The sequence below is a fragment of the Shewanella sp. S23-S33 genome (genome assembly GCF_043359565.1).
Taxonomy (GTDB): domain Bacteria; phylum Pseudomonadota; class Gammaproteobacteria; order Enterobacterales; family Shewanellaceae; genus Shewanella; species Shewanella oncorhynchi.
Window position 1 is genome coordinate 1 of sequence record NZ_JBHFFD010000040.1, and the last position, 18,790, is coordinate 18,790.

11 protein-coding genes and 3 pseudogenes are annotated in these 18,790 nt (G+C 40.0%); 10 read left to right on the plus strand and 4 right to left on the minus strand.

Annotated features, from left to right (window positions below; genetic code table 11):
* Positions 1 to 654 (minus strand): IS110 family transposase (locus ACHA99_RS10485; protein ID WP_393942606.1); only part of this gene is annotated, 654 nt, incomplete at its 3' end.
* Between the two features lie 99 nt (positions 655 to 753).
* On the opposite strand from ACHA99_RS10485, the pseudogene ACHA99_RS10490 reads away from it, so the two are divergent.
* A pseudogene (locus tag ACHA99_RS10490) lies at positions 754 to 1,333 on the plus strand (IS4 family transposase); the annotation flags it as partial.
* Positions 1,334 to 1,498: 165 nt separating this feature from the next.
* Positions 1,499 to 1,843, plus strand: coding sequence for a hypothetical protein (locus ACHA99_RS10495; protein ID WP_393942608.1), 345 nt, complete (start codon positions 1,499 to 1,501; stop codon positions 1,841 to 1,843).
* 744 nt (positions 1,844 to 2,587) lie between these two features.
* Here ACHA99_RS10495 and ACHA99_RS10500 read toward each other — a convergent pair.
* The gene (locus tag ACHA99_RS10500) at positions 2,588 to 3,496 is read right to left on the minus strand and encodes a hypothetical protein (protein ID WP_393942610.1); all 909 of its coding nucleotides are present in this window, start codon (positions 3,494 to 3,496) and stop codon (positions 2,588 to 2,590) included.
* A gap of 318 nt (positions 3,497 to 3,814) precedes the next feature.
* Between ACHA99_RS10500 and ACHA99_RS10505 the strand changes: the two are divergent.
* The 7 genes and pseudogenes from ACHA99_RS10505 to ACHA99_RS10535 all read left to right on the plus strand — a co-directional run bounded on the left by ACHA99_RS10505 (position 3,815) and on the right by ACHA99_RS10535 (position 16,573).
* A pseudogene (locus tag ACHA99_RS10505) lies at positions 3,815 to 4,723 on the plus strand (IS5 family transposase).
* Between the two features lie 1,418 nt (positions 4,724 to 6,141).
* Entirely contained in the window at positions 6,142 to 6,309 is a 168-nt protein-coding gene (locus ACHA99_RS10510) for an HlyD family efflux transporter periplasmic adaptor subunit (protein ID WP_393942612.1), read from the plus strand.
* A 340-nt stretch (positions 6,310 to 6,649) separates the two neighbouring features.
* Complete coding sequence (locus tag ACHA99_RS10515) at positions 6,650 to 7,012, plus strand: hypothetical protein (RefSeq protein WP_393942614.1); 363 nt, start codon at positions 6,650 to 6,652, stop codon at positions 7,010 to 7,012.
* A 248-nt stretch (positions 7,013 to 7,260) separates the two neighbouring features.
* Positions 7,261 to 7,671, plus strand: a pseudogene (locus ACHA99_RS10520) (transposase); the annotation flags it as partial.
* Between the two features lie 71 nt (positions 7,672 to 7,742).
* Positions 7,743 to 13,946, plus strand: coding sequence for a TcdA/TcdB pore-forming domain-containing protein (locus tag ACHA99_RS10525; RefSeq protein ID WP_393942616.1), 6,204 nt, complete (start codon positions 7,743 to 7,745; stop codon positions 13,944 to 13,946).
* Between the two features lie 272 nt (positions 13,947 to 14,218).
* The gene (locus tag ACHA99_RS10530) at positions 14,219 to 14,992 is read left to right on the plus strand and encodes a RhoGAP domain-containing protein (RefSeq protein ID WP_393942618.1); all 774 of its coding nucleotides are present in this window, start codon (positions 14,219 to 14,221) and stop codon (positions 14,990 to 14,992) included.
* A gap of 540 nt (positions 14,993 to 15,532) precedes the next feature.
* Complete coding sequence (locus ACHA99_RS10535) at positions 15,533 to 16,573, plus strand: IS481-like element ISShes15 family transposase (RefSeq protein ID WP_393942620.1); 1,041 nt, start codon at positions 15,533 to 15,535, stop codon at positions 16,571 to 16,573.
* A gap of 134 nt (positions 16,574 to 16,707) precedes the next feature.
* Here ACHA99_RS10535 and ACHA99_RS10540 read toward each other — a convergent pair whose 3' ends face one another.
* Positions 16,708 to 17,289 (minus strand): hypothetical protein, encoded by a 582-nt coding sequence (locus ACHA99_RS10540; RefSeq protein WP_393942622.1) that lies wholly within the window; start codon positions 17,287 to 17,289, stop codon positions 16,708 to 16,710.
* A gap of 47 nt (positions 17,290 to 17,336) precedes the next feature.
* Between ACHA99_RS10540 and ACHA99_RS10545 the strand changes: the two genes are divergently transcribed.
* The gene (locus ACHA99_RS10545) at positions 17,337 to 17,705 is read left to right on the plus strand and encodes a hypothetical protein (protein ID WP_393942624.1); all 369 of its coding nucleotides are present in this window, start codon (positions 17,337 to 17,339) and stop codon (positions 17,703 to 17,705) included.
* Positions 17,706 to 18,251: 546 nt separating this feature from the next.
* Here the strand turns inward: ACHA99_RS10545 and ACHA99_RS10550 are convergent.
* Positions 18,252 to 18,790: IS982 family transposase (locus tag ACHA99_RS10550; protein WP_393942626.1), on the minus strand; the 539-nt coding region annotated here is incomplete at its 5' end.

Here is an 18,790-nt window from a genome sequence, read left to right on the forward strand (position 1 = left end):
GATCGACAGCAATGCATTGTAGCGAGGTTGGATTTGACATAGCGCTTTAATGTCGCGCTCTATTTGATTAATTCTCTCATTTAAAACACATAAATCTTCATATAAAAGTTTTAACAGGTAATGAAGCGTATAAGACAGTTCATGCTCATTATTTGCTAAAATACGGCTAAGTGACGCTTGTAATTGCAACCTGCCGACAGAGAAGATCACACCAGACTCGCTCGCTAGGCTTCGAATTTGATTGACCATGGCGGTTCGATTTTGAACGAGACGACTACGTACACAACGTAATGCTTTAATGTCTTGTTGCTCAACAGTTTTAACTGGAACCATGTGGATATTAGGTCTGAAAACCGCTTCGCATATAGCGAGGGCATCGTTGGCATCATTCTTTTGGTTTGCAACAAATGGCTTAACATGTTGAGCAGGGATCAATTGCACTTGATAACCAAGTGCTTGAAATTGTCTTCCCCAGTAATGCGCCGTACCACAGGCCTCCATAGCAATAAGACTAACTTCGGGGAATTGTCTAATTTTATCGAGCAGCTTGTTTCTGTTAACCTTTTTGTTAGTCATGACTGAGTTATCCATAAGACAAACACAAACTTGAAAAACATTTTTGGCTAAATTGATACCAATAACTTTAATATCCATGATGGAAACCTCCAGAACTATTTGTCAGCTTCAAGCTTGGCATAATACTGCAAGCTTAGGTGCTGAGGCGTCCATCACATCACTACACTACACTACAACCCTAAAGCGAATTCAACCGCAAAATACATAGGTAGTGTCAAGTTAGCGCGTACAATGTTGCCTGCACTTGTTTAAAGCTAAACCTAAGCTGCGTAAGGATAAACGTTCTTCTAAGGCTGGGCGAAATCACACCGCACAAAAGAGTTACAGCTTAGGGAGTAAAGAGCCTTGGCTACTCGCAACAAATCTACCGCCGGACTACTTTGGCCCTTCAAAGGTCGTCGATTTATATGCTAACCGAATGCAAATTGAAGAAACCTTCCGCGATTTAAAAAGTCCGCAATATGGCATGGGACTTAGACGAAGCCGCAGCCGTTGTCCAAAGCGATATGATGTATTGCTGCTCATCTCTATGCTGGCTGAAATCGTGTTGTGGTGTATTGGGTTAGCGGCACAACACCTTGGATGACAAAGATATTTTCAAGCCAATACAGTGAGAAAGCGGGCTGTGCTATCAATAGTTAGACTTGGAAAGGAAGTACGCAAAAGAGACAAATATCCGGTAAAGGAGACCATTTTTCGCTGGGCATTAATCGAATATATAAACTTAGTTCATGACGCTGGAAGACCCCAATTATGAGGGGATCCCCCAGAGCACTGTTAACAACAAAAACCGTTAAACAAGAAAAATAATCAGACTGAAGGAGAAAATTAGTGATCAAAAACACGGTGGAATTTTTGATACTACACGTGAAAATATAAAAATAGAAATATCAACACTTAGTGATAAAGGAGCAACAAAAATGTGTTAAATACTCTGAGAAAAGACGCACCAATTTCGTTCGACATTGCCGACTGTAATACTGAAGTGGTTGGTAAATCTGCTATAATTAGGGACTTTCAACTTGTAGGTGTTGAGCTTGGGGGCATGCTTCCGAGTAATTATCGTGAATTGCTTGCATCCATCAGAGCGAGTTTTCCAGATAATAGCATCATCAATGGGATGCTAGAAAAATATTATGCCCGTGGTCAACTCGATAATACTTTAAAACCTAATGCAACCCAAAAGATTCTCTCTACGCTTTTTTCTTTACCACAGAATCAAGAAAAAATTGCTCATCATTTCGGTGGGCAGCTTGATACTTCATGAGATCAATCAAGCATGCTAAAAAGTATTAAAATAGGTAAAACAGGCCTATGTACTTAGCTTGCCATGAAATGCTGTGCAGATATATACCAAGATATCCCATTTTTTAATGATATAAAAACGAAAGAGAGTTTCGATGAAGTAGTTCATCTCAAGATAGATAATGGAGGAGAACCCTACTTGCACGCTCGAGGGTTAGCATTATCAGCACACGAAACAACGCTTAATATTGAAAAAGTAGGCTTTCACCTCATCGGCCTTACACCTAAAAAAGCGGTTATGGGCATGAGGTCGCTGCTGTTATCGATGATAAGACAAAGCAGTACAAATATTTGGTTCCTAACCTTGGAGAGTTTTCTTTCCCTACATCTGAAAAATGAAATCGTTTATCCAAACTTCATCGGCAAGAATATATATTGATCTAAAACTGAGTGAAGACTTAGTTTTAACGCCAATCTAACACTGAATATAATCTAATCTCAAAGCTGCGGTTATTTGAACACCAAGCCAAAAGTAGGCCCTCCTCTAAGGGCTTACTTTTGGACTGTAACGCAGCTCAGATTAACACTCAACTTTGAAAATGAGCGTAGACGACCAGTATCGGATATGAAGCTTTGAGGGGCGCTTAGAAAACCATATCGATCTGTGAAATTAACCTGACACAGAATTATGAACAGCCTCCGAGATGGAGCTACATCTTGGTTATTCACAGAAAATTTGATAGTCTCGTAACTACTCCCTCTAAACTTAATCTAAGTCAGAATCTAAGTCAGAATCTAAGTTAGAATCTAAGTTAGAATGTAATGTAACTCTAACTTCTTTGCGTTTAATTTCGTCACTTACTGGTATGGTTGAACTTCTCAAGTGACTAAGTGGCAAGTCTTTACCATTATAAAATACACCACTTCCATGATATCCGGAAACCGAAATATCGGTATATCCACGTATCCAAACTTCCTCACTAATTAATTCCACTAACGACTTCTTATCTCCAAATATCATCTTACTAAAAAAACCAGGCTTTTCATTAGCTTCGGAAATATCTCTAGAAGACATGCTCTTTGGTGAATTTTTATCTGCAGAGTTACAACTAGTAACTCTCAAATCTTTAATTTCACTTAAAATATTGTTTTCTTCCAGAGTGTCAACTATTTGTTTTACATCAAAAGTTTTACCTCCACTTTTTATAACGTCAAGTCCAGCGGCACCATGACCTAAAATATATAGCTTACTAAACTCACTTAAGTTTAAATCTCGGAGGGAGATATTTATTTGTTTTTTTGCAGTTTGGTTCAAAGTATACGCTATCTTTTCATTAACATTTAGAGATCGGTACTGTTCACTTGATAACTCAGAAGGATACATTTCCTTGTAGATTTCAATGGATTCGTTGAAACTCTTCTTTGCGCCGTCATCTATAAATGCTGCTATGTATGGAGTTTTATTATTTATTACTCTAGGTAATTGTTGACCTAAAATATGTAAAGAATCTTTACTTACCCCATGATTTCCAATTATAAGCATTAATCCTTGAGGTTTTTTTTGTGTGTGGCGAACGGTAGCTATATCAAGCTTATTTACTAAATCAACATGAATACTACTAGCGTCACCTGCGAATATGTTCCTATTTAAGATGCAATATGTAGTTATCGGCATTTTAGTCCTTAAGATTCAACTGTGCTGTTAGGGGGGATTAAAGATATTATGTATAGGTATATCGCGAAAATGCTCATTTTTAAACCATATCTTTTTTTAAAGATATCATAAAAAATAAATTTTTCTACTGAGTAAAAATTCCTTTTTATGAAAAATGAAGACAGACAGAAGGGTGTTAATTATTTCTACACTTAATTATGGGCTATTGTTCTTTGCTTTCAAATATTCTTTATCGGCTGGCTTTGTTTCCTAAATAGGTTGAACTAAAACCGTAGTCGCTGATCTGATCGGCATCGCCTATCAACTTACCCGTCAACCGTGTCAAAACCTCGCAATAAAACAACCCACTGGAAGCAATACAACCAAGCCTTAATCAACCGCGGTTCACTTACCTTCTGGATTGATGAGGATGCAATTGCTAAGTGGAAAGCCAAGGTCGAGCAGCCCAAGAATGGTCGCCCTCAAGTATTTAGCGACTTAGCCAATCACTGCGTTGATGGTTAAGCGAATTTTCTCTATGCCACTGAGAGCCTTACAGGGCTTCATCAATTCGGTGTTTAAACTGGGTGAAATCCCATTATCTTGCCCGCATTACACCTGCATCAGTAAATGCGCGAAAACGGTCAATATTGCTTTTAAAACCAAGACTCGCGGCGCCATTGAGCACTTAGCTATCGACTCGATAGGCTTGAAGGTCTATGGCGAAGGTGAGTGGAAAGTGAAGAAACATGGCACAGATGGAAAGCGCCGAGTGTGGCGTAAACTGCACATTGCCGTAGATACACATAGCCATGAAATGATTGCCGCAGAACTCAGTTTATCAGGTGTCACAGACGCTGAAGTGCTCCCCAATTTACTTAAGCAAACCCATCGAAAAATCCACAATATCTCGGGTGATGGTGCTTACGACACGAAAGCCTGTCACGAAGTCGTTCGTCGAAAACGCGCTTTAGTGCTCATTCCACCTAGGGAAGGTGCTGCGCTATGGGAACAAGGGCATCCACGAAACTTAGCCGTCAGTTGGCAACAGCTTCATGGCTCAAATAAGCAGTGGAAAAACGAGATGGTTATCATCGCTGTTCAATCTCAGAAACCGCCATGTACAGGATAAAACAACTGCTAGGAGGCACGTTGAGCATACGGAATTATAACGCTCAGGTGGGAGAAACTTACGCGATGATTAGGGCTTTGAACAAGCTTACTGGGCTAGGTATGCCTGAAATTTGAACAATGATGAGAGTATTGTTCGCTGACTCGATTTAGGAAACAAAACCCTTCGCCGATACTTATAAAAAACATGAAATTAAATAAAACTTAATCACCAAAACTCTCCAATTAAATAGACTACGAAATATAGAGAAAATCCAGAAAACACAACGACCAACACAAAAATAAAACATATGAAAAACATAGGCAAAACACTCAACATCACATTACAAAGCAAAAAATCATCAATAAACCAACAAGCAAACCAATGCAATATAAAAAGCCAAAAAAAACACCTAATAAATAGTAAAAAAGTAAAAAATAATACTAAAGTTCTATTCAAATTTGATACATTCATAGCTAGATTGTCTCAAAGATTTCATGGTTAATGTCTATTAATTTACTTCAAGTGATATTTATTTTTATCACAATGTATTTATGATGTATGTATGTAATTTTAAGTTGCCTTAACCACCAGCAATTGACAATCAAAAATGGTTGAACTGATATATTTCGAATATTTAAATTATAAAACTATATAAATGGTATCATAACAGAGCGATTGCGTTTAAAACAGTACTATCTAGTCACTCTGGAAATATTGAGAATCTTAAAGAAGTATAAAATACATATTGTGTTTAATCACAACCATTATATTAAGCACGTATTAGTATATGCGAAATTACCATGTCAAAGTCATTTAGAAGGCAAGCTTTAGATAAAAAATAGACCACATATCATGGTAAAGTTGCAATAATAAATTCAATATCTTATTTTTATTATTCATTTCTCTTTTTGTGCTTTCTATAATGATTTTAATTTTTTGTAGTGACATGCAAAAAAGGTTATCTTGTCCGTACGAATGGGCTTGCTAGATTTTATTCCCATACAAGCAGTGTCGTTAGTCAAATAGCGGTAAAGGAAGGCTATCGTGAATCAAGGTGACACATTACTTTCTGTGTAGAATGACAAGTTTCTTCAGAACGCCTTAAAATCTGACAAAGAAAAAATTAAAGAACCAGATAATCAAATATATATTATCGATGGTGAGCTAGTTCAGTATGACAATTTATTTAAAGAGTGGGAATCTAGATTAAAATATTTCATTATACTTTTAAAACAAGAGCAAGTTGAGTTAATACTTCAAGGCAATTTATTACGAAATAGAGTTCAGCTTGCCAAAGAACGTTTAGCTGATATTAAAAATTACAATTTGATGATTACGCTAGTCAAAGTGAAGTGAAAACACCGCTTTATTTAGTACTGGATTTTCAACAGAAAATACACTGTCGTATTGAAATCTGAAACTAACCTCGCTAATTCTTTAAATGAAAAAGCAAGATTACCTTTTGATAAACAACAAATTGACCTTCTTGATATTGAGCTGTCAAAACTCTCTAATAATAAAGCTGCAATTTTAGAAAGTAGAAATTTGGTTTTTGAAAGCACCAATTAGCGGAGTTGTTTCTTCAATAAAATTAAATATTGGTGAGTTTGCCTCTTCTGGTGATCACCTAATAACTATTATTCTAACCGATTTACCGCTAGAAGCCGATGTATTTATCCCCATCCGAGCCATAGTTTATATTAAAGAGGATATGAAGTAAATATCAAACAGGATGCTTTTCCATTTCAAAAGTTTGCCATTACTCAAAGACAGGTTTCACATGTTTCTAATAATATTATTTTTCCTGAGAAAACTACGCGTAAACTCTCATTTAATGAGCCTGCGTATACAATTTAAATAGAATTAAAACAACAATATATCAAAGCGTATGGCAATCAAACTGCACTAATTCCTGGTATGTTGCTGCAAGCAGACATCAATACTGGCATGAGAACTCTAATAGAGTGGTTACTTGAACCATTATTTATCACAAATGGCTATTGTAATTATTTACTTTTAATTTTCGATTAAACAAACTGCCTTAACAACATGGTTTAAAAATGAAAAAACAATTATATTTTTTGGCTGCGTCATTATCAATTGGACTTATCATTGATATATATAAGTCGTATTATATTTCAGGCGAGGATAATTTCCATTCTGGTATGTTATTTGTTTTAACATATGTATTCATAGATATTGCAATGATGCATAAAATATTAGATATTGATATTGATATATGTTTAGACCGGTTTTTTGACCCAGTAAAAAATAGCTTACTTCATATTATATGCTTTTTACCATTTTTTATCTCAACCTATTTTTACATCTGGGAAGACCTTTCGATATTTTCAGTTGTAATAATATGTATTGCGATTGGTGATTTATACTATTTTTATAACCACACTCAAAAAGGAGAGTAATATGCGAGAACTTAAAGCATTTGAAATGGACATGGCTACTGGCGGTAGAAGAGCAAATGATGCACTAGTAGGAGGAATAGGTACAACCCTAGGAGGTGGTTCTTGTGGAATCCAAGGGGCGGGTGCCGCTATGGGACCACTCATAGGTAACTTTATTGGTCAGGCTGTGTCTGGTGCATGTTCAAATAGTTATCAACTAGTTCCAATAACCATCAGCAACCCTTCAATAGCCACGACTCCACGAGAGAGTCAGTTGGGAAGAGCGTAAAGCCGTTGCAGCAGACCTTAAAACGATTTATGGCGCAGACACGTTGCAGCAAGCCGAACTAGCCCTGGAGCAATTTACCGAGACATGGGATAAGCAGCATCCAAGTATCAGCAAATCTTGGCGCGAAAACTGGACAAGGCTTAGCGTTTTCTTCGACTGTCCCCCGGAAATCCGCAAGGTGATTTACACCACCTACGCCATCAAATCACTCAATACCAGCCTACGTCAGGTGATCAAGACCAGACGGTCGTTCCCGAGTGATGACGCGGTGCTGAAGTTGCCGTATCTGGCTTTACACCAGATTTCTAAACAGTGAACAATGCCACTACGAGACATGAAGCCAGCCATGACGCAGTTTATGATCATGTGCGGTGACCATGTGTCTTTATAATAAACAGCAACTTACACATAAAATTTTATAGTCTCATAATAAATGGATAATATTTAGCCAAAGGAAAATGCATGAAAAAAACGTTTCTATCTGTTCTGATGACCCCATTGTTAACGGCACAACTTGCTTTTGGTAGTGACAGTGACGCGATAACATCCGATATGAGTAATGATTTCGGCTCGAAAAAAAATAGTATTGGTTCTGTAGCCTTACCCGTACAGGGAATAAGTAAGATGGGTAAGATGAGATTGCAACATGTTCTCATGGCTAGCAGTGCACAGGCTATGACAGACTTTGTGGCAGATCCTCACTCATTTCTTACTCAGCATACTGTCGATGTTATTGAGCTTATTAAACATGGTACTTTACCTGAACAGGGGTTTGCAAAATTAACATCGAGTATTAGTGGTTATCAACTGCATTTTTCGGCGGTAGCGGGGAGTGATACTGCTCCTGCCTATTTCCTTGGCTTCAATGGGCGGGGTAATCCAGTCCCCGCCTATGTTGACATTCCTAAGCTTGCCCTAGAAGGGAGTTTTTTATTAACAGGGTTATTGACTGGAAGCTCAGTAATCGTGACTGAGCTTAATGCGACTCACTATCGTGTTTTCCATGATGGACGAGTGGGCAGTTCGGTTTTATATGACAATGTGGTGATGTCGGTGGACTACGATGATTATCAGGGGGCGGCGCTTGATAATCAGGTTGCCGCAGCCTATATGTTGTTTAAAGATGGCCGCTGGCAAATGATGTTACAGCTACAAGTGCAAAAAATAGTTCTGGGAGAGGCCGCGGGCGTTAAATGGCTTAAACGTGAGGGGAATGAGGGCAAGCCCTATATCCAAACGCCTGGTTCTGTATCAAATAATCAAATAGAAAGCCAGTTTGCCAACAAACGACTTATGGCTCAAACAAAACTGCTAAAAAATGCCGTCGAACTCAGAGTCGAGCTAGCACAGCCCCCGAGCGATCAGCCTATTCATCCCGAAGAACCGCTTAAGGTGGATGAGAATTCGGCATTGATTCAATGGCAGGTTTTACGCAATCAGCTTAATCAGGCGGTAGAAGAGGAGTTGCGCCCTTTACGAGAGCGTAAAACCGACTTGTTGAGCAAATTAAAGCATGCTAATCGGGAGAGTGAAAAGCAATATCTAGCAGAACTTAATGCTATTAAGGTCACCGAGGCATTTTACCAAGACCGTTATGAGCTTAACATTAAACGTTCTATCGACATGGATCGTATGTGGCTGTGGTTAGATAAGAAGCAACGGAACGGCACTCAGAGTGTGATTGCAATTGATAGCCAGCTTGCTGGGGGCGGAAATTTACGCTTGGTTGAACGATATAACAACTTTAAGACGGCGCTGAATAATTTATCTGGGGAGAGGGGACTGAGTTATCAGCAAGGTTTTGCCCATTCTGCAGATGTTGAAATTCCCGGATGGCAAGTTGATATGACGACGTTGCAAATGATGGGATTGTTACTTGATGAATCAAAAGAACTTACATATCAGCATAAAGGTGCTTTAGTTGCGCGCATTAAAGATAACTATAAGCAAGAAGTGTATCGAAATGCTCTGGATAAAACCCAGCAGGTTGCTACCTATATTCGAAGTCAAGGGGGAGAAGTTGCCCAACTCATGCCGCAAGACTTTATCCTGCTGGCTCAACCAGGTCGGTGTTTGCCTCTGTCACGAATGATGGCCTCGGCCATTGCAAGTAAAGGACCCGAGGGGATCCGTGAGTTTGCACTTAACCTCTATGGTGCAGCAGCTAATCCAGAAGATGTTAGCTCCAAACATATTTACCAAACGATAGGGTATCTACATTCCAATACCGATGCAGGCTTGGCCGAAACTCGGTTGGGAAAATGGCGCATTTCGCAAATTGTCTCAGAGCTTCAGGCCGAGAGCTTGGGGGCGAATGGGGCAGTGTTAATGCTTATGAATACGACTGAGCATACTATGTTGGTGGGAAAAACAACCACGGCAGAAAAAGAGGTGTTCTATTTTTATGATCCTAACTTTGCGGTATTTAGTTTTGATAATGCAGCGGCATTCAGTAAAGGACTGAATGAGCATCTGATTAAAAAATCTTATGCGAGATTTTATTCCGCCTATGGTGATAATAAGCACTTACCAGAATTTGAAATGCGTCGCGTCAATACCACCGCTATGGCTCAAATACGGCTTTCGAGCGGTTTATCTGTGTCCGATATTATTAGTCCCAATGATAGGGTTGCTAATCTTGTCGTTCATCAAACTGCCGCTGCGATAGGGCAAACTAAGGACAGTCTAGAAGCCGATCTTAAGTTAAAGTCGGGACTCACTCTGCTAGAAAGTGTCAATCTTGCCGAAGATTTTTTTACTGCGACAGAGAAACTTTTTAAACTCGAGGGCCTCGATCATAACTGGTTCCCAGTGTTTGAGAATATCACTGATAAGGGAGATGGCAGCTATCGTATTCCGGTTATCAATCGCAAAAATCCGGAACAAGTACGTGAACTCATAACTCGAGATGAGCGAATTTTGGCGTTTAAACGCCATTATGAAAATGCCTTAGATACAATTAAGACCCGTTACACTTATAGTGATGGTGTTTTGCTGCCTCGCTATGGCGTTGCAGAGGTCGAGCATGTTGATGGTTTAAATTCAGCGTTTGCAGTACAGAGTATTATTACTTGGTTTCAAAATAAGAGTCGTAGCTCAGCGACGGGAGGGAATCTGTCCAAAGGTCTGGGTCAGGCGCTGGCAGTTCACACTTATATTAACCTCGCTCAAATAGCCCATGGCACCATATTAGATGCCGCCAAAATAGTAAAATTATATCAGGTAGCCATTCATCAAGGTGAAGCGGTTACCAGTGCCACCCTATCGGCGGTGAGCCATACGGTAAATGAAGGTATTGGTATTGGATTAGGCTTTGCGAGTGTAGTGCTTGATAGTTATGAGTTAGGCCACGCACAAAACGAGGTGCAAAGGGCTATTTATGGTACGCAACTCGCTTTCGATTCTGCCAGTGTTATCTCGAGTGCCGCTGGCATTGGTGCTGGACTGCTGGGGGGGTCAACTGCCGGAGCGGTTTTGGGCGGTGCAGGAGTGATTACCGGGGGATTGGCGATTGGTTTTACCGCTTTGGCGCAGGCATTTGGTGAAGTGACTGAAGATGCAAAGGCTGTGGGTAAATATTTTGCCGCGGTAGATTCCGCTTATCAGCACGGAGGCTATGTTAAGGTTGATAAAATATTAGCAGATGGGACTAATTATCACGGTATTGAGCCAAGGGATGGTGCCGTCATTACCGAGCTGGACTTCAATTCAAATCTGCTTAAATTTGATAGCCAATATATTTACCGCACGCATCATGGCGTCACTGGTTCGGGTAAGATTAATTACTTCTTTTGGGCGGGTGATATGCCTCGCGAAATACGAGATAAATCACAAGCGATTAATGTGAGAGCTGGGATTGGATATACTGATACTGCGGATTTTCATCCTGAAAATCGTGTTCTGGTGTTGCCAGCGACCCCCAAGTCATATATCAGTTATGACTACCAAAATTTGCCAGGCTCAACCACGAGACATGATTCGGGATTCGATGTGATCCGCCGTCTAGAGTCTGATTATCGATTCGATTATGATTTTTATATTTTTCCATCGGAATATATTATCCGTAAAATTACCCAAGAATATGTGCATACGCCTATTCGAATTAATTTGGATGATCAAAATCGTCAGATCCAAATGCGCCAATTAGGCCCTGAACTGCAGGGTAAATTGAGCTATCAATTCTCTGGACGTCGAGGGGAGTATCATATCGTCTTGCAGACTGGCGCCGAACTGTCTTTAGAGGTGACTTCACGTCAAGTACGTGGTACTCGCTGGGTGTTGGATGCGCGTCATTTAAATTCAGATCAGATTATTGTTCAGCAAGATCACATTAGTGTGGGTGGAGTTAGAGTGAACTTAGCTAGCTTGACGCTAGGTTCAATCACAGTTCTCAACAAACGTAATGAAGTCTTCTATATCAATATGGAAGAGCTAAAAGCGGAATTGATCTCCGAAGATGGCAGAGCTTGGGATTCGAGTCTTGCCTTACAAACTCACTTACACTCTCTGGCAAAAGATCAGCATTTAGAGAGTCAGTTTGTGGCCGTGGATAATTTTCAGCCACAAAAAGGCAGTTTTGTGGGCCAAGCCTTCTATCAAGTGAGTGAAAATCGTTTCATTTATACGAATAATCCTGCAAAGAGTGAGTTTTTGGCGCAAGCCAGATTAATCTCCATTAAACAAAATAAGGCATGGTTCAGCAATAGAGCAGAGTTATGGCAGGTCGATATCGTGACCGGGCAAGTATTAAAACAATACCGGCCATTGCGTTTTTGGGGGGAGCAAACGCAGCCTGAAAATAGTCGAGCTTGGGAAGAAGGTGAGCATTTATATTTCGCGATAGAACAAATACAAGGCGCTGATCAGCGGGTGACTTGGACTTATCGGGTAGACGATGACCAACTTAAACTAATGGCAGTGCAAGGCGATATGGATTTGATCGCGGCGGTGGACAACCCAAATGTCACGAATTTAATTGATATAGCTCAGATATTTCCAGATCTCGATCAATGGCTAATAACTACAGAAGATCTTGAGCCTTTAACTTGGGTCAATGCTGAATTGGATCAGTTGATAACCTTGTCCGCTAAGCAGGGGGAGTTGAATAAACGCTATTGGATCCGACCTGGAAATCTAGGTTTACATGGTGTAATAAGAGCCAATGTTGATACTAAGATCCCGGCAGATTTGATGTTGGCTTTTGTGACACCCACGCAGAACCCGAGTCAAAGTGCATTCTACTTTTATAGTCACAGTGAACAGAGCCTGTATTTTCAAGCTGACAATGGAAGGCTAGGTACACAAGCAGTGAAGGTAGATATCAGTTCACTTAAGTCTGTGTTTACAAACAACAGCCAGCTATTTGCACAACGCTTGGATGGCAGTGTATTTGTGCTCGACAACTCAGGCACCGCGAGATTAGCCGGGGTAAATTCGGATTGGCTTAAAGTACACAGAACATCGCTGCTCTCTTCACTGCAGCAACTCAGTATGCAGAACGATCTTAAATTGGAAAACTTAGCTTTGCTGGGGTTAAAAGACACTGATAGTCAGGTAATTAATGCCTGGTTTGATGTAAAACAACAGCGATTGGTTATGGGGGGGGCAAACCTTGAAAATCACACTTTATCTTATCTAGGTTTAAGTCAAGATGAGAAATATGCTTGGATCTTTGATGTGAGTGAGCGAGCACTCTATAAACAACTTTTAGCGACTCCATCAGCGTCGTTACAGCTAAATGACATGTTGGAAATAACCGTAAATGTTGAGGAGGCTGAACGCTACCAACAATTAGGCCAAGGAATAGTTCGGGCCGAACGCCAAAGAAATCATCTGCAGTTGACTACCCCTGAAGGATTAGTATTTAACCTAAGTTACCATGCTGAGTTGTTAGATGAACCGACGTTAGTGGCAGTAACGGCTCATTGGAGAGAGGAGCATCAATCTGATTTAAACGGAAGTTTGGCATTTCTAGATTATCCAATGGCAACGGCGGTGAAACTACAGGGTCAAGCGGTAACCGCACCTGCTTGGTATTTGAGTCAATCAAAGCAGGTTATTAGCTCGAATGCATTGAATGCGGCCCATTATCTTGAATATTTAGGACAAGATAATGCCGATGAAAATAGTTATTTTGTGCACGATAAAACGACTAATCAGTTATTGCGAGTGAGTGGAGAGAGTGCCGACTTGATTGGTGACTATGGTTTTGTGCAGTTGGAACAGGCGAGCGTATTAGTATTACAAGCGGACAAAAATCATCGACAGGCGCAACTGAATGTACCACATATCGCTGGTGTGACGAGTGTCATGATTTCAGCGGAGGCAGAAGGACAAACATACGTATTTACATCGGCTGACTTGGCTCACTATCATCAAATCGTGATCGACAATCATGCCCACAAAGCTCTGTTGCAATTGGAGGTTTCGGATGTAAATTCAATTTTGGTGCAAAAAAGAGATGGAGATCTCGTATTGTATGATATTCGCAGCGAGACAGGGATTATCATACGTAACATAGATGAGGCGAGCTCACGTAAACTTAAGTTAGTGATTTCAGGGAGAACAGTGTCTTGCTATGCATTATTAGAAAAAATGAAGTATTTAAAAACCAAGGATAACCAAGTTATTAATTTGCGCGACTTGATGGCCCCCGGCGAGTTTTAAGTGAACCTATACCGGCAAGTAAAATAAACATAGAAAATGGCTCTTGGTGTGTCGGATGAAGAGGCTAAATACAAGCTCATCACAACACCAAGAGCCATTATCCGTGCAAAACAACAAGGAAAGTATAGATATAAATTTCATGAAAATGTGCATATCTTAGTGTTCTATTGGATTCAAAGTTTATCTGAATATTTCAGAAATAGTCTCGTGAGCTTGATCATTATTTGGAGATAATAATTTGATGTACAATTATTTTATAAAAAGGTTTGATTATGAATCTAATTAACAAATTCCGAGCTCATGTATTGCATCATTCAAGTGTTGCCGATAAGTTAGGCAAGCATGATCTTGCTCTGGATATAGTGAGAATAAAGCAAGAAAAAAATACTAAAGAGATTGTAAAAGTTATTTCAGGAGTGTTGAGTGATGAAGCATTACTTATCAAAGCAAATATTAAGCTGAATAAACTTCTAGATAAGGATAGTAAATATCATGCAATTATCGCAAGAAATCCTCATGCTGAAACTGTGATACAGCTGGTGGCGTTATTGGAAAAGAGCCCTGATGCCCTGAAGCATGAAGGGATTTTCAGAATATCCCCAAGCTCAGAACAATTGAATAAAATTAGCAGTCGCCATATGATACAGAACTTTGACAAGCTAAAGAGTATGAACAATGTACATCACATTTTTGCTCATTGGATCAAGGCAGAGTTACAACAGTCTTTGATGAGTAAAGATAGTGATATTATTGATGATGCGGTAAAAAAGTGTGCTAATGATGCTACGTATATCCCGACATTGGAAGAATTACCAAAGCAATTAGCCACAGTCGTGAAGCTTTGTCAGCATGTCATTACATATACTGACGAAAATAAAATGACGGCCAAAAGCTTGGCCATAGTGTTAGCCCCCAGAATTGAAAATAGTAAAAATGCACCTAACGACATTCAGAATATGAGTGAATTAATAGCCAAGTCAGTGGAATATACTGAAACATACCAGACATTTTTAGAACGATGCATAAGTCAGTCTGTTGCTCACTAAATAACTGATTAATATATATGGCTAAGCAAACAGATAATTATTGGCAAAAGTTAAAGAGGTTATATTATTTTTTCATATTTGAAACTAAACTAACGCATGAATAATCACTTTAAATTATTCACTTGAAAATATATTTTTTAATAGGAATTGTTATGTTTGTAAATTCAACTATAAATAGAGAGTTATTGAGTCTAAATGTGTCAACGCGTGAACTATCTAATTTAGAAAAAATGGATGTCAAAAGAATAAAGCAGATTGATGTTAATCGGCTACAGCAAACACTCTCGAGCACAAAGAATCAAGCTAAGCAATCACGGATATTAAAGATCTTAAATGAAGCGAGGCTGTACAATGAAAATGGCATCCATATGTTAAGTAAATATTCGCCAAGCAAGATTATCGATCTACACATAAACAAAATGCTTGGTTGAAATTATATGTATTAGTTCAGACTTGATCTGACACATCATCTTGAAAAGATGAGAGTTACCCGTTTTGATAAAGGTGTCGAAACTTAATCAAAGCAAAAAGGTAACTCTCATGCTTCATACTAACAACCCCATCATTAAACACAAAGCTGGTTTACTCAATCTCGCTGAAGAATTGGGAAACGTGTCTAGAGCTTGTAAAGTCATGGGGCTTTCCCGTGATACTTTCTATCGCTATCAAGAGCTGGTTGAAAACGGCGGTGTTGAGTCGTTGATTAATCAGTCCAGAAGAACACCTAACCTCAAGAATCGTGTTGATGATGTAACTGAAAATGCCGTCTTAACACATGCTATCGCATTTCCTGCCCATGGGCAGTCTCGCTCTAGTAACGAGCTTCGAAAACAAGGGATATTTGTCTCCGCCAGTGGCGTGCGCTCCATTTGGTTACGGCATGGCTTAGAGAACTTCAAAAAGCGATTAAAAGTCCTCGAAGCCAAAGTCGAGCTAGAAGGGATAATCCTTTCGGATGAACAAGTTGCCGCCCTTGAGCGTAAGCAGCAAGACGATGAAGCCTGTGGTGAAATTGAAACGCATCATCCAGGTTATCTCGGCTCACAAGATACCTTTTACGTTGGTAGTCTTAAGGGCGTAGGCAGGATTTATCAGCAAACCTTTGTCGATACTTACAGCAAAGTTGCTTTCGTGAAACTGTATACCACGAAAACCCCAATCACCTCGGCCGATTTACTCAACGACAGAGTATTACCGTTCTTTGAAACACAGGCGCTGCCCATGTTGCGCATTTTAACTGACAGAGGAACCGAATACTGTGGCAAAGTGGAACAGCACGACTATCAGCTGTATTTAGCGATTAACGATATAGAACACACTAAGACTAAGGCGCGACACCCGCAAACGAATGGGATCTGCGAACGGTTCCATAAAACTATTTTGAATGAGTTTTATCAGGTTACTTTCCGAAAAAAATTGTACGGTAACATGGAGGAACTACAAAAAGATCTGGACGAATGGCAGGCTTATTACAACAATGAACGAACCCATCAAGGTAAAATGTGCTGCGGCAGAACACCACTGGCCACATTAATAGATGGGAAACGGTTTTGGGCTGAAAAGAATTTAGCTCAAATCTAAACTGACAGTGGCACCCTAAAAAATGGGCAACTGTCAGATCAGGTCTGAGCTAGTACACTTTATTCCTTTCAATGACATGGATAGCATGCCACTTATACAGACCTTTTTACACTCTTTATAATATCACTATAACCTTATCTTTTATAGTCAACACAACGTTGTCCATAGCAGTAAGGACCCACTCGTTCCTTAAAGCTCTGAACTTCTAGAGAGCGCTCACTATTGCTCCGTTTTAATCCTATTAGCTTCGCATCAATAGGTAGATAGTCATAGCCCCCGTGAGCATTGGCGAGCTTTATAAAATTATCAGGCTTTATATCAAAGGGACGAAAACCGGCTTGCTCCATCATGACTAAGACTGAATGTGGAATTTTTTCATTGGGCCCTAAACTCTTAGCCTCTGGAATTTTTTGAAAAGAAAATACTTTTACTTGTGGTGCCCCCTTTACTCTATCATCCCGCATAGTAATGATTTCATTGGTAGCAAAACTTGCATATTTACCGCCATAGAATCTGTGATCACGATATATATCATTAACCCTCAAGTCGGCATCGGTGAGAGCAGACCAGGTACTATCGAGTTTAAATATTTTATATCCTTGCCCTGTTTTTGGGTCGATAAAGACTTCTCGATTGGTTCCCTCAAATTTTTTATATTTACCGGTTTTAGCCCCTTTGATTAATTGAGATATGTTTTCTGGATGAAGTGGAGGCATATTTCTGGGCTGCCTTCCATCGACTTGACACAATTCTTTGAGTTGTAATGCTTGAGCATCATTCGGTAGTGGGGCTGGCTGTAAGCGCGGACGAGGTGGTTGCACGCGAGGTTGATGTTGCGCTTGTAAGTCTGGCCGTGGAGGCAGTGCTCGAGGTTGAAGTGGCGCTTGCGATAATAGCAGAGGTTGCGCCTGTAAATCTGGCCGAGGTTTTACTTGTAAGCGCGGACGAGGTTGTGGCACGCGAAGTTGGGGTTGCGCTTGTAAATCTTGCTGTGGCGGCAGTTCTCGCGGTTGAAGTGGTGCTTGCACGCCTGGCCGTGGCGGTTGCGATAATAGTTGAGGTTGCGCCTGTAAATCTGGTCGAGGTTGCCGACGCGGTTCAGGCACCAGTACCTGCGGTTGTGCTAGCTTAGTTAGCACTTTAGCTATAATGCATTTTTTTAGCTCATTATGACTGGTTCTGAACGTTTGCTTTAAACGTAAAATGTCCACATTACGAATATTTTTCACATCCAGTTTTTCGAGTTTTTTTAGTTCGCTCAACGATATATTTAACCCTAGCTGTTCTCTCAGGGCAGGATTTATAACAACTGACATATACACCTCTCATTTCACCGATTAAAAGCTGTATCATCATCGCCCATAGAATATATACAAGTGATTATTATTGAAATGTTACGTCAGATTATTCGTCACACAATAAAATGACTTGAGTTAATCTGCTGTCTATTTTTCGGTTAACCCTCGTAACCAGCACCGATAAAAAAAACACCTTTACAAGCTGTCTTTTATACAGAAGTTCCTCATATGATTGTGAGGGATTTTTTTGAACTAAATTCTTGGCTCACGTTAAGATCTTTAACGGTTTTAGTTGAGGCCCCAGAGATGATAAAAGCAATAATGGTCCGGAGTTGAAGAACTTCGAGTACAGAGCAAAGATAACTTAACCTGAGATCGGTTTAACGAGCCATAACTGCAATAGCATTAAACTCCACGTTAGTGAGGTTCAGTTGTGGCTTATTGTCTTTCAATTGATAGGCGATGAGTCCCGCAATCATGTTGAGCATAAAACCATGCACGCTGCGGTGTCTAGAGTGCTCTATTTGAGAGATATTTTTTAACTGGTCGTTGATGGTTTCTATGATGAAACGTCTCGACAGCATCGCTCTATCCCACAACGACATCGCTTTTGCTTTCATATTCTTACGCACGTTCGTCACCAACTTCACGCCTTTCTCAAGCAATTCACTGGACAGCGCTTTACTGATATACCCTTTATCTGCATAGAGTTTATTCATGTCACTGTGCACCATCTCATTCACCGGTTTTGTGTCATGTACATTCGCTGGGGTCACTTTGGCCGCCACGATTCCACCTTGATGATTCACAATCAAATGCAGCTTAAAACCATAGAACCACCCCATGGTGCCTTTTCCTCTGCACGCCAGTCCCACTAAGGTTTTATGCCGATGAATACGTAGGTTATGACACACTTTGA

What these genes read in the sequence shown, in the direction of transcription:
- ACHA99_RS10500 (WP_393942610.1), bottom strand. Translation starts at nt 3,496, where the DNA reads ATGCCGATAACTACATATTGCATCTTAAATAGGAACATATTCGCAGGT.
- ACHA99_RS10515 (WP_393942614.1), top strand. Translation starts at nt 6,650, where the DNA reads ATGAAAAAACAATTATATTTTTTGGCTGCGTCATTATCAATTGGACTT.
- ACHA99_RS10525 (WP_393942616.1), top strand. Translation starts at nt 7,743, where the DNA reads ATGAAAAAAACGTTTCTATCTGTTCTGATGACCCCATTGTTAACGGCA.
- ACHA99_RS10530 (WP_393942618.1), top strand. Translation starts at nt 14,219, where the DNA reads ATGAATCTAATTAACAAATTCCGAGCTCATGTATTGCATCATTCAAGT.
- ACHA99_RS10535 (WP_393942620.1), top strand. Translation starts at nt 15,533, where the DNA reads ATGCTTCATACTAACAACCCCATCATTAAACACAAAGCTGGTTTACTC.
- ACHA99_RS10540 (WP_393942622.1), bottom strand. Translation starts at nt 17,289, where the DNA reads ATGCCTCCACTTCATCCAGAAAACATATCTCAATTAATCAAAGGGGCT.
- ACHA99_RS10545 (WP_393942624.1), top strand. Translation starts at nt 17,337, where the DNA reads ATGCTTGAGCATCATTCGGTAGTGGGGCTGGCTGTAAGCGCGGACGAG.